Source organism: Ichthyobacterium seriolicida (assembly GCF_002369955.1).
Taxonomy (GTDB): domain Bacteria; phylum Bacteroidota; class Bacteroidia; order Flavobacteriales; family Ichthyobacteriaceae; genus Ichthyobacterium; species Ichthyobacterium seriolicida.
On sequence record NZ_AP014564.1, the window covers coordinates 943,669 to 967,173 of the forward strand.

The following is a 23,505-nucleotide window of genomic DNA, read 5'->3' on the forward strand; positions in this document are numbered from 1 at the left end:
ATTAATAAATAGTCAAATAATTACTACTATCTTAGCTAACATATTCAATTCTTTAACTTTGGGCTAAGAATTAGAATGAAGTTTGTGGCTGATACTTTGATATTCAAAGCGATTGGCAGATTATAATTAATTATTTTTTTAAAAAAAATATGAAGACATTTTCTCTTGCAAAGAGGGTTATTTTCTCTTTTGTGTTGTTATCTGTATTTATTTTTTCCTGTGAGAAAAAGAACATTTACAATAATGATTTTGGTGTAGGTATAGAGTCATTTTCTCTATTTGATTCTGAAAACAATGAAAAAAAATTAGGCTCTGATATAACATGTAAGATAGATACTGCTCGGTATATTATATTACTAACAGTTCCTAATACGGCTATTTTAGAAGGATTAAAATTTAATATAAAGCTCTCGGATAAATTTAGCATATCACCTGCTAGCGGCGATCCAGTTGATTTGGAACTTGAAGAGACTTCTGAGCAGTTTACTGAAACACCTTTTCCTAAACGTTATAAAAAAGTATTTAAGTTGACTTCTCCTGACAATACTACTCAAGACTACACTGTATATATAGCTAAAGAATCAGCACCGAAGTTGACTGAGTTTAAAATAGGAGCTGATACTGCTAAAGGAATAAAAACAGAGATATCTGCTGTTATAACTGATGACACTGACACTGTTGCAGGTAAGCTTTTATTGAAGATCCCTTACAATGTGAGTATTGATCTTACTGGTCTAAGTTTTACTACTATTATTCCAGACGATCATGTTTTAAATCCGGCTATTGGTGTGATAAGTGAAAGTATTGAAAATAAAGAATTTTCTCTAACAACTGCTTTAGGTTCTAAAAGAGTTTATACTGTTGAAGCAGTTAAAGGGCCTTATATTAATGCTTTTAAATTTGCTGCTATTTCTTCTGACGGAAGTTCTACTAATACAGGCATAACTGGTGAAGGTGTAACAGGGACAATCGATCACATTGCTGGCGCTATATCTATAACAGTTCCTGATGGTGTCACTTTATCAAATTTAACTCCTACAATCGCAGTTGGAGAGAACACTAAAACTGATTTTACTCCTTCTGCTCAGACAGATTTTAGTTCTAATGTTGAGTATACAGTAACATCTTCTAATCCTTCAGCTACAGATTTTACTAAGGTGTATACAGTTACAGTAACTCAAAGCGCTGAACCTGCTATATCTGAGTTTAAGTTTTTGAATAGCAATAATAGTGGTAAAAATCTTGGAAATGATATATCAGGAACTATCGATCATAATTCTGGAACTATAACTGTTAAAGTTCCTCATAATGCAAATATTAGTGCGTTAACTCCAACTATTACAGCTGCTTCTACTTTGGCTAATACTCAAGTATATAGTGGAGATACTGGACAAGGCGCTATTGCTGCTACTAGTTTTGAAGATTCTCATACAACTCCTGTAAAATATAGTGCAGTGGGTCCTGCTGGGGGAAGAAAGGTATATTCTGTAAAAGTTTATAAAGAGCCTTCTATAATAAGTTTTAAGTTTACTAGTAGTGCCAATGGATCAGCTAGTTTTCCTGTTAGTCCAGCTGAATATAGCGGGAATATTACTCAGGGTGATTTTTCAGCAAACGGAACTATAACCATCACAGTTGCTAATACGGTTAATGTAACAGAATTAAAGAAAGCTACTATTACTGGGGATAATATTAATACTACTAATCCTGTAAGTATAAGTTTTACAGGTTCTAATTCTCCTTATTCTGCAACTATTACAGTTGCAAATGAACATTTATCTAGTTTTATTAAAACATACAATGTAACTGTAACTAAAGAAGCAGCTCCAAAATTGACAGAGTTTAAAATATCAGCTGATACTAATAAGGGTATTCAAAGTGAAGTAACTGGTGATATAACTGATGATGATTCTAATTCTGCTGCTGCTACTGGAACAATAAAATTAAAGTTTGATCATAAAGTTGCTGCTCATCACACTGATATTGATTTGACAGGATTAACGTATACTAATGGATCTATTTCAGGATGCACTTTAACTCCTGGTACTCCATTAACTGGACAAAGTATTCATGATCAAACATTCACTCTAACAAAAACGGATACAGGTTCTAAAAGAGTTTACACTGTCCAAACAGTTAAAGGGCCGTTTATTAAGTCATTTAAGTTTGCTAATAGTGGTAATACAGGTATAACTACTGAAGTAACAGGGAATATAGATCATGCTGCTGGCACTATATCATTAACAGTTCCTGCTACGGTGAAGAAGACCTCATCAAATGGTACTAATACAGTAACCCTAACTCCTACAATTGAGTTGGGAGGAGATGACACTCCTACTGTTAATCCTACTAGTGCAACTGAGAAAACTTTTACTTTGGATAGCGAAACTCCGTATAAAGTAACAGGTGCAGATGAAATGGAAAAAACTTATCAAGTTACAGTGACTAGGACGCCTTCAGCTGAAGCGCAGATTACAGAATTTACAATTGATTCTAGTAATACAGGTAACATTTCAGAGACTGGCGCTAATGATAAAGGCAGAATAGTTGTGCCTGTGTCTACTGAAGGCTCTAAGACTCCTACTATAAAACAATCAGATTATGCTACTGTAAGGCCAAATGGAGCTGAAACTTTTTCTTATGAAAATCCAGTTACATATACAGTAACATCTGAGGATAATAATACATCAAAGAGTTATGATGTGTATGTATATGATTCTAGTAAGACTGTAACTACAAGTAATATAACTATTAATACTCCTCCCGCTGGAGCCAATGTAACTTCTGTTGATGAGTCTACCAGAGTTATAACTGTCACTGTGCCTCAGAGTACTGATCTTAGTAGCTTAACACTTACTTTGACTGACAGTGGCACTCCTAGCTATACTCTAACAGCAGAACCTGCTAGTGGACAAGATTTTTCTGATGGAAAAGAAGTAAAGTATACTCTTACTGATACTAGTAGTAAAGTTGTAGGTCATTATTGGGTTAAGGTGGTTAAATCAAGCTAAATTAATTTTAAACCACACTTATTCAATTCTAAACAGACAGTCAGTTTTACGGCTGTCTGTTTTTTTATTGATTAATAAATAGTCAAATAATTACTACTATCTTAGCTAGCATATTCAATTCTTTAACTTTGGGCTAAGAATTAGAATGAAGTTTGTGGCTGATACTTTGATATTCAAAGCGATTGGCAGATTATAATTAATTATTTTTTTAAAAAAATATGAAGACATTTTCTCTTGCAAAGAGGGTTATTTTCTCTTTTGTGTTGTTATCTGTAATTATTTTTTCCTGTGAGAAAAATAATGTTTACCAAGATGATTTAGGTGTATGTATAGATTCATTTGCCTTGCTAGATTCTGAAAATGACCAAAAAAAATTAGGTTCTGATATAAAATGTGATATAGATCATGAGAATTATACTATATCGCTAATAGTTCCTATTTCGGCTGAATTAAGAGGCTTAAAGTTTAATATAACCCCATGTGAAGGGGTTAGCATATCTCCTGCTAGTGGAGAAGAAACTGATTTTGAACCTATCGTTGAAGAATCTACTGGGGAAGAAACTGCTACTGATGCGTTTTCTGAGGGAACTATTAAAAAGCCTTCTCTTCAACGTTACAAAAAGGTGTTTACTGTAACAAAGGGTGATAAGTCTCAAGAGTATACTGTATATATAGCTAAAGAATCAGCGCCTAAGTTGACAGAGTTTAAAATATCAGCTAATGAAAGTAAAGGCATTAAAGGTGAGGTGACTGCTGTTATAACTGATGACACTGACACTGCTACAGGCAAGATTTTATTGAAGATTCCTTATACAGGCACTGCTATTAATTTAGTAGGATTGACATCTGTTATCAATGTTCCTGAAGGTTATACTATAGATCCAGCTAGTGGATCAGCAATATCTGAAAGTATTGAGGGTAAAGAATTTTCTCTAACAACTGCTTTAGGTTCTAAAAGAGTTTACACTGTTGAGGTAGTTAAAGGGCCTTATATTAGTGCTTTTAAATTTCCAGCATCAAATTCTGGTATAAATGCTGATATAAGTGCAACAAATATTAATCATGATACTGGAAAAATAACTATAACAGTTCCTAGTGGTGTTACTTTATCTAGTTTAACTCCTACAATCGAAGTTGGAGATAACACTAAACCTGATTTTACTCCTTCTGCTCAGACAGATTTTTCTCAATCTGCTACTACTCCTGTTGAGTATACAGTAACATCTTCTAATCCTTCAGCGACTGATTTTACTAAGGCATATACAGTTACTATAACTCGAAATGCTGAACCTCAGATAGGAAGTTTTACATTTACTCAAAGCAATAATAGTAGTAAAAATCTTGGAAATGATATATCAGGAACTATCGATCATAATTCTGGAACTATAACTGTTAAAGTTCCTCATAATGCAAATATTAGTGCGTTAACTCCAACTATTACAGCTGCTTCTACTTTGGCTAATACTCAAGTATATAGTGGAGATACTGGACAAGGCGCTATTGCTGCTACTAGTTTTGAAGATTCTCATGATGGTTCTGTAAAATATAGTGCAGTAGGTCCTGCTGGAGGAAGAAAAGTGTATTCTGTAAAAGTTTATAAAGAGCCAAAAATAAGTACGTTTAAGTTTGAGAGGAATCAGAATTCAGATGTTACTGGTTTCCCTTCTAGCATAACTGAATATAGCGGCACAGTTACAGATAATAATAATATAACTATCACAGTTGCTAATACAGTTAACATAGCAAATTTAAAAGCTTCTATTACTGGGGATAATATTAGTACTTCAACTGCCACTATAGATATAGCTTTTGATTCTCCCACTGGTGGGTCTACTTATTCTAAAACTATTATAGTTCAGAATGAACATTTAGAGTCTTATACAAAAGAATATACTGTAACTGTAACTAAAGAAGCGGCGCCGAAGTTGACAAGTTTGACTATAACAGCTAATCCAACAAATGGCATTGCAGCTGATGTTCAAGCTACTACTATAACTCATCCTAACGGTAGCACTAATGGAGCAATAAAATTAAAGTTTCCTTATAATGTTGCTAGCCGTAGCGATGAAATTGTTTTAACAAATTTAAGTTATACTAATGAGCCTATTGCAGGATGCGCTTTAACTCCTGTCACTCCAGTAACTGAAAGTATTCATGGGAAAACATTTACTCTAACAACTACTCTAGGTTCTACCTCGGAATATACTGTAACAGCAGTTAAGGGACCTTATATTGAATCTTTTAAATTTGAAAGCACTAAAAATAATGAAAAGAATATAGCTAGTAGCCCTATAACAGGTGCAATTGATCACGAAAATAATACCATAAAAGTAACGCTTCCTGCTACGGTTAAGAAGGATTCAGGTAGTGCTAATACAATAACTCTAACTCCTACAATTGAGTTGGGAGGAGATGCTCCTACTATTGTTTCTCCTAATACTGAATCTTCTATTCAGTTTACTAGTGACACCGCTGTTCCGTATACAGTAAAAGGTGCAGATGGAATGGAAAAGATTTATAAAGTTACTGTGACTAGAACACCTTCAACTATAGCGCAAATTACAAAATTTACAATTAATTCTGATCAAGGTAATATTACAGAGACTATTTCTGGAACTGCAAATAATAAAGGTAGAATAGTTGTTCCTGTTACTAGTGTTCCAGCAAACTCAGTAACTCCTACTATAGAAAAATCAGATTATTCTAATGTAAGTCCAAGTGCAGCTCAAACTTTTTCTTATGAAAATCCAATTACATATACTGTAACAGCTGAAGATACTAGTATAACAAAGAGTTATGATGTTTATATATATGATAATGCTAAAACTATAACTGATAGTGATACTTTGAAAGTAACAAAATCGGATAATACTGATATCACACCAGATTCTACGAATATTGATACAACTACAAGAGTTATAACTGTTACTGTGCCTTCTGGCACTACCGGGTTGGATAGCTTAACACTTACTTTGACTGATACTTCTTCTAGGCTTAGCATAGAGCCTACTGAAGCTCAAGATTTTTCTGATGAAAAAGAAGTAAAGTATATTCTTAAAGAGAGTGGAGCTGTAAAGGGTCATTATTGGGTTAAGGTGGTTAAATCAAGCTAAATTAATTTTAAACCACACTTATTCAATTCTAAACAGACAGTCAGTTTTAGGGCTGTCTGTTTTTTTATTGATTAATAAATAGTTAAATAATTACTACTATCTTAGCTAAGATATTGAGTTTTCTGTCTTTTGGGGTAGGGAGTAGGATGAATCTTATGGCAAATCCTTTTAATCCTATGGGATTTAGAGGATTATTGTTTAATTAAATTAATAAAATTATGTTTAAGAAAAATTATTTTTTAAAGAGAATTACTTTCTCTTTTGTTTTGTTGTCAGCAATTATTTTCTCCTGTGAGAAAAATAAGGTTTACCAAGATGATTTAAATGTATGTATAAAATCATTTGAATTACTGAATTCTGAAAATGAGGAAAAAAATTTAGGTTCTGATATAAAATGTGAGATAGATGCTGAGAATTATACTATATCGCTAACAGTTCCTAGTTCGGCTGAATTAAGAGGCTTAAAGTTTAATATAACCCCATGTGAAGGGGTTAGCATATCTCCTGGTAGTGGAGAAGAAACTGATTTTGAACTTGTTGAAAAACCTTCTGGAGAGTCTACTGAGGAGGCTTCTGAAGCGTCTTCTGAGGGATCCTCTTCTAAACGTTATAAAAAGATATTTACTTTAACAAAAGGAGAAAAAAGTCAAGACTATACTGTGTATATAACAAAAGAATCAGCGCCTAAGTTGACAGAGTTTAAAATATCAGCTAATGAAAGTAAAGGCATTAAAGGTGAGGTGACTGCTGCTATAACTGATGACACTGACACTGCTACAGGTAAGATTTTATTAAAAATTCCTTATAATGAGAATATTGATCTTACTAGTCTAAGTTTTACTGCTATAACTCTAGATAATCACACTTTAGATCCAGTTGCTGGTACAATAGCTGAAGATATTAATGGAAAAGAATTTACTTTAACAAAAACTGATACAGGTTCTCAAAGAGTTTATACTGTTGAAGCAGTTAAAGGGCCTTATATCAGTTCTTTTAAATTTGCTGCTACTTCTTCTGGAGTAAGTTCTACTAATACAGGTATAACTAAGGAAGTAGAAGCTACGATTAATAACGAAGAAAACACCATAAAACTAATTGTTCCTAGTGGTGTCACTTTATCTAATTTAACTCCTACAATTACAGTGGGAGAGAATACTAAAGCTGATTTTACTCCTTCTGCTCAGATAGATTTTAGTTCTAATATTCAGTATACAGTAACGTCTTCTAATCCTTCGGCGACGGATTTTACTAAAGTATATACAGTTACTGTAACTCAAAATACTGAACCTCAGATACAGAGTTTTACATTTAGTGATAGTTCTAATAACGGTAAAAACCTTGGAAATAATATAGGTGTTGAAGTTAAGCATAGTGAAGGAGAAATAATCGTTAAAGTTCCTCATAATGCAAGTTTAGATGCATTAACTCCAATTATTACACCTGCTTCTACTTTGGCTAATACTCAAATATATAAAGGAGATACTGGTACTGCTGATGCTAATACTTCTAATGATTTTTCTAGTTCTCATGATGGTTCTGTAAAATACAGTGCAGTGGGGCCTGCTGGTGGAAGGAAAGTGTATTCTGTGAAAGTTTATAAAGAACCAAAAATAAGTACGTTTAAGTTTATTAAATCTCAAAATGCAGATAATAGTGGGTTTCCAGATAATCCAACTGAATATAGCGGCACAGTTACAGATAATAATATAACTATCACAGTTGCTAATACAGTTAACATAGCAAATTTAAAAGCTACTATTTCTGGAGATAATTTTACTGCTACTAACCCTATAAGTATAACTTTTACCTCTACTGGTGATACTTCTCCTTATTCTGCAACTATTACAGTTGCAAATGAACATTTATCTGGTTTTACTAAAACCTATAATGTAACTCTAACTAAAGAAGCAGCTCCAGTTTTATCAAGTTTTTCAATAGCAGCTAAAACTAACCAGGGCATTGCTGCTGTGGTAAGTGGTGAAATAACTGACCCTACCAGTAGTGATGGTACTAATGGAAAGATAAAATTAAAGATCCCTTATAATGTTGCTACATATAGTGGTGATATTAGTTTAACAGGATTAACACCTACTATAAGTGTTCCTACTAGGAGTGCGTATACTGTAAGTCCACCTAGTGGTCAAGAGATATCTGGAGATATTAGTAGTGAAGGCAATAATACATTTACTCTAACAAAAACAGATACAGGTTCTAAAAGTGTTTATACTGTAATAGCAGTTAAAGGGCCGTTTATTAACTCTTTTAAATTTGAAGATTCTCAAAATAGTGGGAAAGGTATAGGTTCTAGTAGCCCTATAACAGGTGCAATTGATCACGAAAATAATACCATAAAAGTAACGCTTCCTGCTACAGTTAAGAAGGATTCGGAAGGGGCTGAGAATAAAATAACTCTAACTCCTACAATTGAATTGGGAGGAGATGGCTCTCCTACTGCTAATCCTGCTAGGAATAGTCCTCAGGAGTTTACTAGCGGCACCGCTGTTGATTATGCAGTAACAGGTGAAGATGGGATGACAAAAATTTATCAAGTTACAGTGACTAGAACACCTTCAATTGAAGCTACAATTAAATCATTTGCAATTGATTCTAATAGTGGTAATATTACACACCCTGGTAGTGGCACTGGTGATAGAGGAAGAATAGTTGTGCCTGTTACTAGTGTTCCAGCAAGCTCAGTAATTCCTGCTATAACACAATCAGAATATGCTACTGTAAGTCCAAGTGCAGCTCAAACTTTTGCTTCGTATGAAAATCTAGTTACATATACTGTAACAGCTGAGGATAATAGTATAACAAAGAGTTATGATGTTTATATATATGATTCCACTAAGGTTGTAGTTGCTGATAGTTTGAAGGTAAAAAATGGCAGTACTGATATTAATAAAGATTCTGCATCTATTGATGCAAGCACTAGAGTTATAAATATTACTGTACCTACAAGTACTGATCTCAATAGTTTGAAACTTGTTTTAGAAGATACTTCTGGGCTTAGCATAGAGCCTACTGAAGCTCAAAATTTTTCTAATGGAGTAGAAGTAAAATATACTCTTAAAGATAGCAGTAGTGATGTAAAGGGGCATTATTGGGTTAAGGTGGCTACTAGTTAGATTACATTCGAGGTAATAAGTATTTAATTTTTAAAATCTAAAAACAGACAGCTGTTATTATGGCTGTCTGTTTTTTTATATAAAAAAACACTGTTCAAATAATTACTACTACCTTAGCCGAGACATTTAATTCTCTGTCTTTATGGGTAGAGAGTATGATAAGTCTTGTTGCTAACTCTTTTAATACTATGATATTTTAAGGATTATTGTTTTTTTAATTATTAAAATTATGTTTAAGAAAAATTATTTTATAAAGAGTATTATTTTCTCTTTTGTGTTGTTATCGGTAATTATTTTCTCCTGTGATAAAAAGAACATTATAGAAGACGATTTAAATATATGTATAGAGTCATTTGCCTTGCTGGATTCTGAAAATGACCAAAAAAATTTAGGTTCTGATATAAAATGTGATATAGATGCTGAGAATTATACTATATCGCTAATAGTTCCTAGTTCGGCTGAATTAAGAGGCTTAAAGTTTAATATAACCCCATGTGAAGGGGTTAGCATATCTCCTGCTAGTGGAGAAGAAACTGATTTTGAACTTGTTGAAAAACCTTCTGGAGAGTATACTGAGGAAGCTTCTGAAGCGTCTTCTGAGGGATCCTCTTCTAAACGCTATAAAAAGATATTTACTTTAACAAAAGGAGAAAAAAGTCAAGACTATACTGTATATATAACAAAAGAATCAGCGCCTAAGTTGACAGGGTTTAAAATATCAGCTAATGAAAGTAAAGGCATTAAAGGTGAGGTGACTGCGGTTATAACTGATGACACTGACACTGCTACAGGCAAGATTTTATTGAAGATTCCTTATACAGGCACTACTATTAATTTAGTAGGATTGACATCTGTTATCAATGTTCCTGAAGGTTGTACTATAGATCCAGCTAATGGATCAGCAATATCTGAAAGCATTGATAATAAAGAATTTTCTCTAACAACTGCTTTAGGTTCTAAAAGAGTTTATACTGCTGAAGCAGTTAAAGGGCCTTATATTAGTGCTTTTAAATTTGCTGCTGCTACTTCTGGCAGAAGTTCTACTAATGCAGGTATAATTGGTGAAGGTGTAACAGGGACAATCGATCACATTGCTGGTACTATATCTGTAACAGTTCCTAGTGGTGTTACTTTATCTAATTTAACTCCTACAATCGAAGTGGGAGAGAACACTAAAACTGATTTCACTCCTTCTGCTCAGGCAAATTTTGGTTCTAATGTTGAGTATAGAGTAACGTCTTCTAATCCTTCAGCTGCAGATTTTACTAAAGTATATACAGTTTCTGTAACTCAAAATGTTGAACCTCAGATACAGAGTTTTACATTTAGTGATAGTTCTAATAACGGTAAAAACCTTGGAAATAATATAGGTGTTGAAGTTAAGCATACTGAAGGCACTATAATTGTTAAAGTTCCTCATAATGCAGATTTAACTGGATTAACTCCAACTATTACAGCTGTTTCTGGTGTTAAAGTATGTAAAGGAGAGACTTGTACCACTGAAGATTCTGATATAAGTAATGATTTTGCCAATTCTCATGATGGTTCTGTAAAATATAGTGCAGTATGCCCTGCTGGTGGAAGGAAAGTGTATTCTGTGAAAGTTTATAAGGAGCCAGCTATAACAGGATTTAGCTTTACTAAAGCTCAAAATACAGATAATAGTGGTTTTCCTACTGACCAAACATATAATGGTAATATTTCAGGCAATAATATAACTATCACGGTTGCTAATACAGTTAATGTAGCAAATTTAAAAGCTTCTATTGCTGGGGATAATATTGCTGCAAATTATGTTACTTCTGGATTGAATTTCACAACTAGTAGCAGTACTTTAACTATTGATGTTCCAAATGAACATTTACAAACTTATACTAAAACCTATAATGTAACTGTAACTAAAGAATCAGCACCAGTTTTATCAAGTTTTTCAATAAATGCTGACTCTTCAAAGGGTATTGCAGATAACGTTCAAGCTACATTTGAGCATGAGGAAGGTTCTGCTACAGGCAAAATCTTATTAAGGATTCCTTACAAAGGAGCTATTACTTTAACAGGATTGACATCTATTATCGATGTTCCTGAAGGGTGCTCTATAGATCCAACTGCTGGCACAATAACTGAAAGCATTGAAAATAAAGAATTTACTTTAACAAAAACAGACACAGGCTCTCAAAGAGTTTACACTGTAGAAGCAGTTAAAGGGCCTTACATTAGTGCTTTTAAATTTCCAGCATCAAATTCTGGTATAAATGCTGATATAAGTGCAACAAATATTAATCATGATACTGGAGAAATAACTATAACAGTTCCTAGTGGTGTCACTTTATCTAATTTAATTCCTACAGTTGAGGTGGGAGAGAACACTAAATCTGAATATACTCCTTCTGCTCAGGCAGATTTCGGTTCTAATGTTGAGTATAGAGTAACGTCTTCTAATCCTTCAGCTACAGATTTTACTAAAGTATATACAGTTACTGTAACTCAAAATGCTGAACCTCAGATACAGAGTTTTACATTTAGTGATACCTCTAATGCTGGTAAAAATCTTGGGAATGATATTACAGGTAAGATTAAAGGCAGTGATATAATTGTTAAAGTTCCTCATGATGCTACTTTAACTGCGTTAGTGCCAACTGTTACACCCGCTTCTGATGTTACAGTATACAAAGGAGATACAGGTTCTACTACTCCATCTACTACTTCCACTGATTTCAGTTCTTCTCATTCAACAGCTGTTAAATATCGTGCTGTGTGTGCAGCAGGTGGTGAGAAAGTTTATTCTGTAAAAGTTTATAAAGAGCCTGCTATAACAGGTTTTAAGTTTGAGAAGAGCGCTAATGGATCAGCTGGTTTTCCAGATACGAAGAATGAATATACTTCCTCTTCTATTACTCAAGGTGCTATATCAGAAAGTGGAACTATAACAATTACAGTTGCTAACACAGTTAATGTAGCATCTTTAAAAGCATCTGTTACTGGTGATAATATTGCTGAAAATCTTGTTATTTCTGATTTGAATTTCAGTAGTGGCAATACAACAGTTACAGTTACAAATAAGGATTTGTCTGGATTTAATAAAACCTATACAGTTAATTTAACTAAAGAAGCAGAGCCTCAGATAGGAAGTTTTACATTTACTCAAAGCAGTAATAGCGGTAAAAACATTGTAAGTACTATTACAGGTGATATTAATAATAATGAGATAATTCTTAAAGTTTCTCATAATACAGATTTAACTGGATTAACTCCAACTGTTACAGCTGGCGCCGTTCCTTCTGGAACTAAAATATACAGTGGGGATACTGGCACTCAAGATGCTAATACTTCTTCTACTGATTTTACAAATTCTCATACAACTCCTGTAAAATATAGTGCAGTAGGTCCTGTTGGAGGAAGAAAGGTATATTTTGTAAAAGTTTATAAAGAGCCTGCTTTAACAGGCTTTAAGTTTGAGAAAAGTGCTAATACAGATACTGGTTTCCCTGATGGGAAGACGTATACTGGCACAGTTGCAAATAACGCCATAATTAATATCACAGTTGCTAATACGGTTAATGTGGCGTCCTTAACTCCTACTATTACTGGCAGTAATCTTGGTTCTATATTTACTCCTACTGCTTTAAATTTTACTACTAGTGGTTCTTCTTATTCTGCAACTATCACGGTTAAGAATGAGCATTTACAAACATATACCAAACAGTATACTGTAAATCTAACTAAAGAAGCAGCGCCGCAATTGACAGAGCTTAAAATAACAGCTGATGAAAGTAAAGGGATTAAAGACGAGGTAAGTGCTGAACTTACGCATCCTAGTGATAGTAGTAATACTGGGACAATAAAATTAAAGTTTTCTTATAATGTTGCTAACCATAGCGCTGATATTGATTTGACAGGATTAAGTTATACTAGTGTGCCTAGTACTGGGTATACTTTGACTCCTGCTTCTCCATTAACTGGACAAAGTATTCATGGTCAAACATTTACTTTAACTAAAGATGCTACAGGTTCTAAAAGTATTTATACTGTACAAGCAGTTAAAGGGCCATTTATTAAGTCATTTAAGTTCACAAATAGTTCTAATAGTGGTAAAAATTTAGGTGCTACTGATGTTAACGGGACAATTAATCATGCTAACAATACCATAGCTATAACAGTTCCTAGTACGGTAGCAAGGGAATCAAGTGAAAATAAAGTAACTCTAACTCCTACAATTGAGTTGGGAGGAGATGGTACTCCTAGTATTTCTCCTAATACTGGAGCTTCTCAGGAGTTTACATCTGGCATCCCTGTTAATTATAAAGTAACAGGTCAAGACGGAATGGAAAAAACTTATGCGGTTACTGTAACTAGGACAAAATCAACAATAGCTCAGATTAAAACATTTGCTATTGGCTCTAATAGCGGTAATATTACACACCCTGGTAGTGGCAATGGTGATAAAGGAAGAATAGCTGTGCCTGTTACTAGTGTTCCATCAAGTTCAGTAACTCCTAGTATAACACAATCAGATTATGCTACTGTAACTCCAGTAGATGCTCAAACATTTAATTCGTATGATGATTCAAAAGAATATACAGTAACAGCTGAAGATACTAATGTTAACAAGGCATATGAGGTGTATATACATGATTCTACTAAGGTTATAAGTGATAGTAATTTGGAAATAACAGATAGCAGTAGTGCCGCTATTAGTCCAACTTCTAAGACTATTGATCAAACTACTAGAGTTATAACTGTTACTGTTCCTTCTAGTACTACTGATGAACAATTAAAGACATTAACACTTGCTTTAACTGACAGTGGCACTCCTAGCTATACTCTAACAGCAGACCCTGCTAGTGGACAAGATTTTTCTGGTGGAAAAGAAGTAAAGTATACTCTTACTGATACTGCTAGCGGCAGTACAGTTGTAGGTCATTATTGGGTTAAGGTTCAAACGGGTGGTTAGTAAATAATTTCGAATATATTTAATTCCGTTTTAAAAGAATAGGCAGACAGCTATTATTATGGCTGTCTGTTTTTTTTGTTTTTTATTGACCAGCAGTTTAATAATTACTACTACCTTAGCGGAAATATTCAGCTCTCTAGCTTTGTGGTAGAGAGTACGGTAAGTCTTGTTGCTAACCCTTTTAATACTACGACATTTAGAGGATTATTGTTTTTTTAATTATTAAAATTATGTTTAAGAAAAATTATTTTGTAAAGAGTATTATTTTCTCTTTTGTGTTGTTATCTGTAATTATTTTCTCCTGTGAGAAAAATAATGTTTACCAAGATGATTTAGGTGTATGTATAGATTCATTTGCCTTGCTAGATTCTGAAAATGACCAAAAAAAATTAGGTTCTGATATAAAATGTGATATAGATCATGAGAATTATACTATATCGCTAACAGTTCCTAGTTCGGCTGAATTAAGAGACTTAAAGTTTAATATAACCCCATGTTAAGGGGTTAGCATATCTCCTGCTAGTGGAGAAGAAACTGATTTTGAACCTATCGTTGAAGAATCTACTGGGGAAGAAACTGCTACTGATGCGTTTTCTGAGGGAACTATTAAAAAGCCTTCTCTTCAACGTTACAAAAAGGTGTTTACTGTAACAAAGGGTGATAAGTCTCAAGAGTATACTGTATATATAGCTAAAGAATCAGCGCCTAAGTTGACAGAGTTTAAAATATCAGCTAATGAAAGTAAAGGCATTAAAGGTGAGGTGACTGCTGTTATAACTGATGACACTGACACTGCTACAGGCAAGATTTTATTGAAGATTCCTTATACAGGCACTGCTATTAATTTAGTAGGATTGACATCTGTTATCAATGTTCCTGAAGGTTATACTATAGATCCAGCTAGTGGATCAGCAATATCTGAAAGTATTGAGGGTAAAGAATTTTCTCTAACAACTGCTTTAGGTTCTAAAAGAGTTTACACTGTTGAAGCAGTTAAAGGTCCTTTTATTGGCACTTTTAAATTTGCTGCTACCAGTGGGAGTACTAATGTCGGTATAACTACTGAAGTAACAGGGACAATCGATCACATTGCTGGCACTATATCTGTAACAGTTCCTAGTGGTGTCACTTTATCTAATTTAACTCCTACAATCGAAGTTGGAGAGAACACTAAAACTGATTTTACTCCTTCTACTCAGACAGATTTTAGTTCTAATGTTAAGTATATAGTAACATCTTCTAATTCTTCAGCTACAGATTTTACTAAAGAGTATACAGTAATCATAACTAAAGCTTTAGCTAGTGACTGTTCTATTAGTTCTTTTGAATTAAAGAAGATTGAGAATGTTGGTAAGATTTTCGCAGATAGAGTGGGTGTTATTACTGAAGTTAATACAATAACATTACATGTATCTGATGCTGCTACTTTAGATGGTTTAACTCCTACAATAGTTCATGCAGGGGCTAGTATTGCTTCAGAAAGTCCTATTTCTACCACTGAAAACAGTATTACCACAACTGCAGTTAATTACACAGTAACTGCTGCAGATGGAAAAACAAAGGTTTATGCAGTAAAATATATCAAAGACTTATCTTCTAATAATAGAATTTCTGCATTTGCATTTACAAAAGATAACACCAATAACACTGGTTTAAAATTGACTAGGTCTTCTGCTGATGAAAGTAGAACAAGCGATATTATAATTAATCATGAAGATGGAACTATAAAAGTAAAAGTGTCTACTGCAGCAGATGTAACAGCTTTAACTCCTACTATAACTAAGCATGCTAGTGCTACTATAAGTCCGGCTGAAGGTGTTCATGATTATGCAACTTCTAAGACTTATACCATTACAGCTCAAGATGGTCAAACAAAAGAGTATACAGTATCTGTTGCTAAGGATTTGTCTAATGATAAGATTATGACTTCTTTTAAATTTGAGCACACTCAAAATTCTGATAAGAGCTTTAATAATGTTGATTATTCAGCAGAGAATATGCCTAGCGCTACTGGAGATGATGATGTAAATGTTAGTATTGCAAAAATCCCTCATACTGTCACAGATTTAACAGACCTAAAGCCTACTATAGTTATCGGTGCTAGTGCCACAGTAAGTCCAGCTAGTTTAGACTCTCAAAGTTTCACTCGTGGTACAGCTGTAGTATATACTGTAACAGCACAAGATGGAACTTCTAGAAGATATAATGTAACTATTCCTGTATTGGATGCAACATCGGAGATAACTTCTTTTAAAATATTAAAAACAGATCATCAGTCTAGTTCAAAGATTTCAACAGATATTACAATAAGTCCGACAAATAGTGGAAGTGATTATACAATAGTATTAGATGAAGAAGATGGTACTACTATAACTTTAAAACCTGAAATAGAATTATCTGCTGGTGCTTCAGTAAGTCCGGAATCCAAGCAAGAAACTACCTTTACTTATGGTACCGCTGTAGTATATACTGTAACAGCTGAAAATGGTACTACCAAACAATACAGTGTAACTGTAAAGTCTTCGAATTCTAAGATGAAGTCTTTTAAGTTTAAAGCAGAGGGAGCTAATCAGAGTACTGGGAAAATTGTCAAAGATATATCAGGCGTTATAAATCATGAACAAAAAACAGTTATAATAAATGTTCCACATGATGCAGTACTTGATGCTTTAACTCCTAATATAGAATTATATAACGGAGCTAGTGTTAGTCCAGAAACTACTACAGCGCAAAATTTTAGTAGTCAAAAAACTTATACAGTTACTGCTCAAGATGGATCGACTAGTATTTACACTGTAAATGTAACTAAAGAAGTGGAGCCTACTATATCTGAGTTTAAGTTTTTGAATAGCAATAATAGTGGTAAAAATCTTGGGAATGATATTACAGGTGAGATTAAAGGCAGTGATATAATTGTTAAAGTTCCTCATGATGCTACTTTAACTGCGTTAGTGCCAACTGTTACACCCGCTTCTGATGTTACAGTATACAAAGGAGATACAGGTTCTACTACTCCATCTACTACTTCCACTGATTTCAGTTCTTCTCATTCAACAGCTGTTAAATATCGTGCTGCGTGTGTAGCAGGTGGTGAAAAAGTGTATTCTGTAAAAGTTTATAAAGAACCAAAAATAAATACGTTTAAGTTTGAGAAGAGTCAGAATTCAGCAGCTGGGTTTTCTACTAGTCCAACTGAATATGTTGGCACAATTACAAATAACACCATAAATGTCACAGTTGCTAATACTGTTGATTTGGCATCTTTAAAAGCTACCATCACTGGGGATAATATTGCTGCAAATTATGTTACTCCTACTGCATTGGATTTTAGTAGTAATGCAACGGTTACAGTTCCAAATCAGTATTTGCCAGAATATACCAAAGAGTACACTGTAACTGTAACTAAAGAAGCAGCGCCGCAACTTACAAGCTTTAAAATAAGCACTAAGGCTGAGAATGGCATTGCAGGTGAGGTAATTGCTGAATTAACTCATGGTGGTGCCGACAACGCTGCTACTGGGACAGTAAAGTTGAAGTTTCCTAAGAATAATGATAATGAAATTACTTTAACAGGATTAACACCTACTATCGAGCCTAATACTGGTGGATATACTGTAAGTCCAACTAGTGGTCAAGTAGTATCTGGGGATATTAGTGCTAATGGTCATAACATAGTTACTCTAACAACTTCCTTAGGGTCTAAAAGAGTTTACACTGTCGAAACAGTTAAAGGGCCTTATATTGAATCTTTTAAATTTGAAGATTCTAAAAATAGTGGGAAAGGTATAGATTCTAGTACTCCTATAACAGGTGTAATTAATCATGCTAACAATACCATAGCTATAACTATTCCTAGTACAGTGGCTAAGGATTCAGGTACTGATAATAAAGTAAGTCTAACTCCGACAATTGAGTTGAGAGGAGATGGCTCTCCTACTGCTGATCCCGCTAGTGGGAATTCTCAGGAGTTTACATCTGGCACCCCAGTTAATTATAAAGTAACAGGTCAAGATGGAATGGAAAAAACTTATGCGGTTACAGTAACTAGGACAAAATCAACTGAAGCTAAAATTAAATCATTTGCAATAGAATCAGGGCAGTCAGGTAGTATTTCGGAGACTGGCACTGGTGATAAAGGAAGAATAGTTGTGCCTGTGACTACTCTTCCAACAAGTTCAACTCCTACTATAACACAATCAGATTATGCTACTGTAACTCCAGTAGATGCTCAAACATTTAATTCGTATGATGATTCAAAAGAATATACTGTAACAGCTGAGGATGGCTCTACAACAAAGACTTATGAAGTTTATATATATGATTCTACTAAAACTATAGCTAGTATTGATAGTTTAAAACTTACAGATAGTAGTAGTGCCGATATCACTACAGATTCCAAGAATATTGATGCATCCACCAGAACTATAACCATTACTGTACCTTCTGGCACTACAGGTTTAGATAGTTTAACGCTTACTTTGACTGATACTACTCCATCTTCTAACCTTAGCATAGAGCCTACTAGTGCTCAAGATTTCTCTAATGAGAAAGAAGTAAAGTATACTCTTAAGGAGAGTAGTGTTGTAAAGGGACATTATTGGGTTAAGGTGGTTAAATCAAGCTAAGTTAATTTAAAACCACACTTATTCAAGTCTAAACAGACAGTTAGTTTTACGGCTGTCTGTTTTTGTTTATATAAAAAAGCGGCGGTTCAAATAATTACTACTATCTTAGCTAAGGTGTTCGTTCTCTGTCTTTTAGGGTGAGAGTAGGATAAGTCTTATAGCTAATACTTTGAATGCTGTGGCATTTAGAGGATCATTGTTTTTTTTACCTATTATATTATTGAAATTATGTTTAAGAAAAATTATTTTGTAAAGAGTATTATTTTCTCTTTTGTGTTGTTATCTGTAATTATTTTCTCCTGTGAGAAAAATAATGTTTACCAAGATGATTTAGGTGTATGTATAGATTCATTTGCCTTGCTAGATTCTGAAAATGACCAAAAAAAATTAGGTTCTGATATAAAATGTGATATAGATCATGAGAATTATACTATATCGCTAACAGTTCCTAGTTCGGCTGAATTAAGAGGCTTAAAGTTTAATATAACCCCATGTGAAGGGGTTAGCATATCTCCTGCTAGTGGAGAAGAAACTGATTTTGAACCTATCGTTGAAGAATCTACTGGGGAAGAAACTGCTACTGATGCGTTTTCTGAGGGAACTATTAAAAAGCCTTCTCTTCAACGTTACAAAAAGGTGTTTACTGTAACAAAGGGTGATAAGTCTCAAGAGTATACTGTATATATAGCTAAAGAATCAGCGCCTAAGTTGACAGAGTTTAAAATATCAGCTAATGAAAGTAAAGGCATTAAAGGTGAGGTGACTGCTGTTATAACTGATGACACTGACACTGCTACAGGCAAGATTTTATTGAAGATTCCTTATACAGGCACTGCTATTAATTTAGTAGGATTGACATCTGTTATCAATGTTCCTGAAGGTTATACTATAGATCCAGCTAGTGGATCAGCAATATCTGAAAGTATTGAGGGTAAAGAATTTTCTCTAACAACTGCTTTAGGTTCTAAAAGAGTTTACACTGTTGAGGTAGTTAAAGGGCCTTATATTAGTGCTTTTAAATTTCCAGCATCAAATTCTGGTATAAATGCTGATATAAGTGCAACAAATATTAATCATGATACTGGAAAAATAACTATAACAGTTCCTAGTGGTGTTACTTTATCTAGTTTAACTCCTACAATCGAAGTTGGAGATAACACTAAACCTGATTTTACTCCTTCTGCTCAGACAGATTTTTCTCAATCTGCCACTACTCCTGTTGAGTATACAGTAACATCTTCTAATCCTTCAGCGACTGATTTTACTAAGGTATATACAGTTACTATAACTCGAAATGCTGAACCTCAGATAGGAAGTTTTACATTTACTCAAAGCAATAATAGTAGTAAAAATCTTGGAAATGATATATCAGGAACTATTGATCATAATTCTGGAACTATAACTGTTAAAGTTCCTCATAATGCAGATTTAAATGGATTAACTCCAACTGTTACAGCTAACACCTCTGCTTTAGCTGGCACTCAAGTATATAAAGGGTCAACTGGTACTGATGATGCTAATTCTAGCAATAATTTTACAGATTCTCACAGTAATCCTAAAGAATACAGCGCAGTAGGTCCTGCTGGAGGGAGAAAGGTATATTCTGTAAAAGCTTATAAAGAACCAAAAATAAGTGCGTTTAAGTTTACTAGTAGTGTTAATTCATCAGCTAGTTTCCCTTCTAGCATAATTGAATATACTGGCACAGTTACAAACAACACTATAGCTATTACAGTAGCTAATACGGTTGATATAACGAATTTAAAAGCTTCTATTACTGGGGATAATATTGCTGCAAATTATGTTACTTCTGGATTGAATTTCACAACCAGTAGCGGTACGTTAACTATTGATGTTCCAAATGAACATTTAGAGTCTTATACAAAAGAATATACTGTAACTATAACTAAAGAAGCAGCGCCGCAACTTACAAGCTTTAAAATAAACGCTAATTCCAGTAAAGGGATTAAAGATGATGTAAGTGCTGAATTAACTCATGCTGGCACTGATGATAATGCTACTGGAATAATAAAATTAAAATTTCCTAGAGACACTGCTACTGAAATTACTTTAACAGGATTAACACCTACCATAACTTCTCCTGAAGGTTGTGCTGTAAGTCCAACCAGTAACACAGAGGTGTCTGAAGACATTAGTGGGAAAACATTTACTCTAACAAAAACGGATACAGGTTCTACAAGAATTTATACTGTACAGGCAGTTAAAGGTCCATATATTAGTAGTTTTAAGTTTGGACAAGCTAATGGAAGTACTAATGTAGGTGTAACTGCTGATATTGACGGGACAATTGATCATGCTGCTGGTACTGTATCATTAACGGTTCCTGCTTCAGTGAAGAAGGATGGTGAGAATAAAATAACTCTAACTCCGACAATTGAGTTAGGAGGAGATGGATCTCCTACTGTTGATCCCGTTAGTGGAAATTCTCAGGAGTTTACATCTGGCACCCCAGTTAATTATAAAGTAACAGGTCAAGATGGAATGGAAAAAACTTATGTGGTTACAGTAACTAGGACAAAATCAACTGAAGCTACAATTAAATCATTTGCAATAGAATCAGGACAATCAGGTAGTATTTCGGAGACTGGCACTGGTGATAAAGGAAGAATAATTGTGCCTGTTACTAGTGTTCCGGCAAGCTCAGTAACTCCTACTATAACACAATCAGATTATGCTACTGTAACTCCAGTAGATGTTCAAACATTTAATTCGTATGATAATTCAAAAGAATATACCGTAACAGCTGAGGATGGCTCTACAACAAAGGTTTATGATGTTTATATATATGATTCTACTAAAACTATAACTGATAGTGATACTTTGAAAGTAGAAAAATCTGATAGTACTGAGATTACTCCAAATTCTAAAGTTATTACTGAGAATAGCAGAGTTATAAATATTACTGCGCCTTCTGGCACTGATCTTAGTAGCTTAAAGCTTGTTTTAGAAAATACTTCTGGGCTTAGCATAGAGCCTACTGAAGCTCAAGATTTTTCTGGTGGAAAAGAAGTAAAGTATACTCTTAAAGAGGGTGGAACTGTAAAGGGTCATTATTGGGTTAAGGTTCAAACGGGTAGTTAGTAAATAAATTCCAATTATACTTATTCAACTCTAAGAAGCTGTCTCAAAACCGAGGCAGCTTTTTTTGTTTATGAGAGAAAAAAAGAATATTTAACTCGTAGAAAATTTTGACAATTTAATTATAAAAAATACCTTTGGGCTGTTTTGACTTAAACAAATAGTCCTAGCGCAAATAAAAAGTATAACTTACCTAAAGCCATACTATTATGAAAAATATTCTTTTCCTTATTTCTGTACTGTTATTTATTAATTCTTGTTCTACTAACTCTGGTGACTCTAAGTCTAATTCCCAAACGAGCGAATACCAGAAAAAGTATAATTGGAAAATGACTACCACCTGGCTACCAAATTTTCCAATCCTAGGCGAGTCTGCGAATAAATATTCAGAAATAGTCGAAGAGCTGTCCAACGGACAAATGAAGATAAAAGTATATGGAGGGGGAGAATTAACTCCATCGCTTGGAGCCTTTGATGCTGTATCTAATGGCAGTATAGAAATGGCTAGTTCTGCGCCCTATTATTGGAGTGGTAAAGTTCCTTGTGGTTCGTTTTTCTCTTCTGTTCCCTTTGGTATGAATGCACAACAAATGACCTCTTGGCTAGTTTCTGGAGGAGGATATGAACTATGGAAAGAAGCTTATTCAAAATATAATCTGATCCCTTTTATGGCTGGACATTCTGGAACTCAAATGGGTGGTTGGTTTAACAAAGAGATAAAATCCGTAAAGGACCTAAATGGGTTAAAAATGAGAATCCCTGGAATAGGAGGGAAGGTTTTAAATGAGGTGGGAGGCGCAGCAATGTTAACCGCTGTAGGTGAAATATATACTAATTTAGAGAGAAATGTGATAGATGCCACAGAATGGATAGGACCTTATCACGATTATAAAGTAGGTTTTAACAAGATCGCTAAGTACTACTATTTCCCAGGGTGGCATGAGCCTAATACTGCATTTGAATTTATAGTAAACAAACAGAAATACGAAGCTTTGCCTAAGCATTTACAAGCTATTCTAGAAGTAGCTTCTAGTAAAGTAGCTATTTGGGTTATAGCTGAATTTGAAAAACAAAACTCCGTGTTTATAAAGAAAATGAAAGATGAAGGAGTTACCATAAGGGAATTTCCAAAAGAGGTTTTAGATGAATTGAGAGAAAAGACCAAAACTGTACTAAATAAGATGATTTCCGATGATGAGGTATCTAAGAAAGTGTACAAAAGTTATTCTGAATTCCAGAATATGACTGATGAGTGGTCTGAAATGAGTGAAAAAGCCTTTTACACTAAAATAAAAAAGTGACAAAGGATCTATTTAGTTATTACAAACACATGTCTGTATTTAAAAGTGTTTTTGTGTTACTGTTGTTGATTTCACAAGTGACATTTCCTTATATGTCTGATTTTTGCTGTAGCAAAAATACTGATCAACATAGTGTAGATATACATAATCAAAATAATGATTCTAACACAAGAGATAGCGATACAAATAAGTGTAATGCCGTTTGCATTTATTCGTGTTGCTACTCTGTAATACCTCTATACTCCTCTTTACCGGAAATCTTTGAAAAGATAGATCT

8 protein-coding genes are annotated in these 23,505 nt (G+C 34.0%); all 8 read left to right on the forward strand.

Annotation, left to right across the window (positions count from 1 at the left end):
• Positions 1-149: 149 nt before the first annotated feature.
• The 8 genes from JBKA6_RS03545 (at position 150) to JBKA6_RS03580 (ending at position 23,228) form a co-directional block, all read left to right on the forward strand.
• Entirely contained in the window at positions 150-3,011 is a 2,862-nt protein-coding gene (locus JBKA6_RS03545) for an RHS repeat domain-containing protein (protein WP_096685919.1), read from the forward strand.
• A gap of 218 nt (positions 3,012-3,229) precedes the next feature.
• Positions 3,230-6,124, forward strand: a complete 2,895-nt coding sequence (locus JBKA6_RS03550) for a DUF5018 domain-containing protein (RefSeq protein WP_096685921.1) — start codon at positions 3,230-3,232, stop codon at positions 6,122-6,124.
• 218 nt (positions 6,125-6,342) lie between these two features.
• A complete protein-coding gene (locus tag JBKA6_RS03555; protein WP_096685923.1) occupies positions 6,343-9,252 on the forward strand; it encodes a DUF5018 domain-containing protein in 2,910 nt (969 codons plus the stop codon).
• A 229-nt stretch (positions 9,253-9,481) separates the two neighbouring features.
• Positions 9,482-14,203 carry a DUF5018 domain-containing protein gene (locus JBKA6_RS03560; RefSeq protein WP_096685925.1) on the forward strand — a complete coding sequence of 1,574 codons (4,722 nt, stop codon included), beginning with the start codon at positions 9,482-9,484 and terminating at the stop codon, positions 14,201-14,203.
• A gap of 230 nt (positions 14,204-14,433) precedes the next feature.
• Entirely contained in the window at positions 14,434-14,703 is a 270-nt protein-coding gene (locus tag JBKA6_RS03565; protein WP_096685927.1) for a hypothetical protein, read from the forward strand.
• Positions 14,704-14,841: 138 nt separating this feature from the next.
• Positions 14,842-18,828: a DUF5018 domain-containing protein gene (locus JBKA6_RS03570; protein WP_096685929.1), complete on the forward strand. Its 3,987-nt coding sequence runs from the start codon at positions 14,842-14,844 to the stop codon at positions 18,826-18,828.
• A gap of 228 nt (positions 18,829-19,056) precedes the next feature.
• Positions 19,057-21,930: a DUF5018 domain-containing protein gene (locus JBKA6_RS03575; RefSeq protein WP_096685931.1), complete on the forward strand. Its 2,874-nt coding sequence runs from the start codon at positions 19,057-19,059 to the stop codon at positions 21,928-21,930.
• 206 nt (positions 21,931-22,136) lie between these two features.
• A complete protein-coding gene (locus JBKA6_RS03580; RefSeq protein WP_096685933.1) occupies positions 22,137-23,228 on the forward strand; it encodes a TRAP transporter substrate-binding protein in 1,092 nt (363 codons plus the stop codon).
• Positions 23,229-23,505 lie beyond the last annotated feature (277 nt).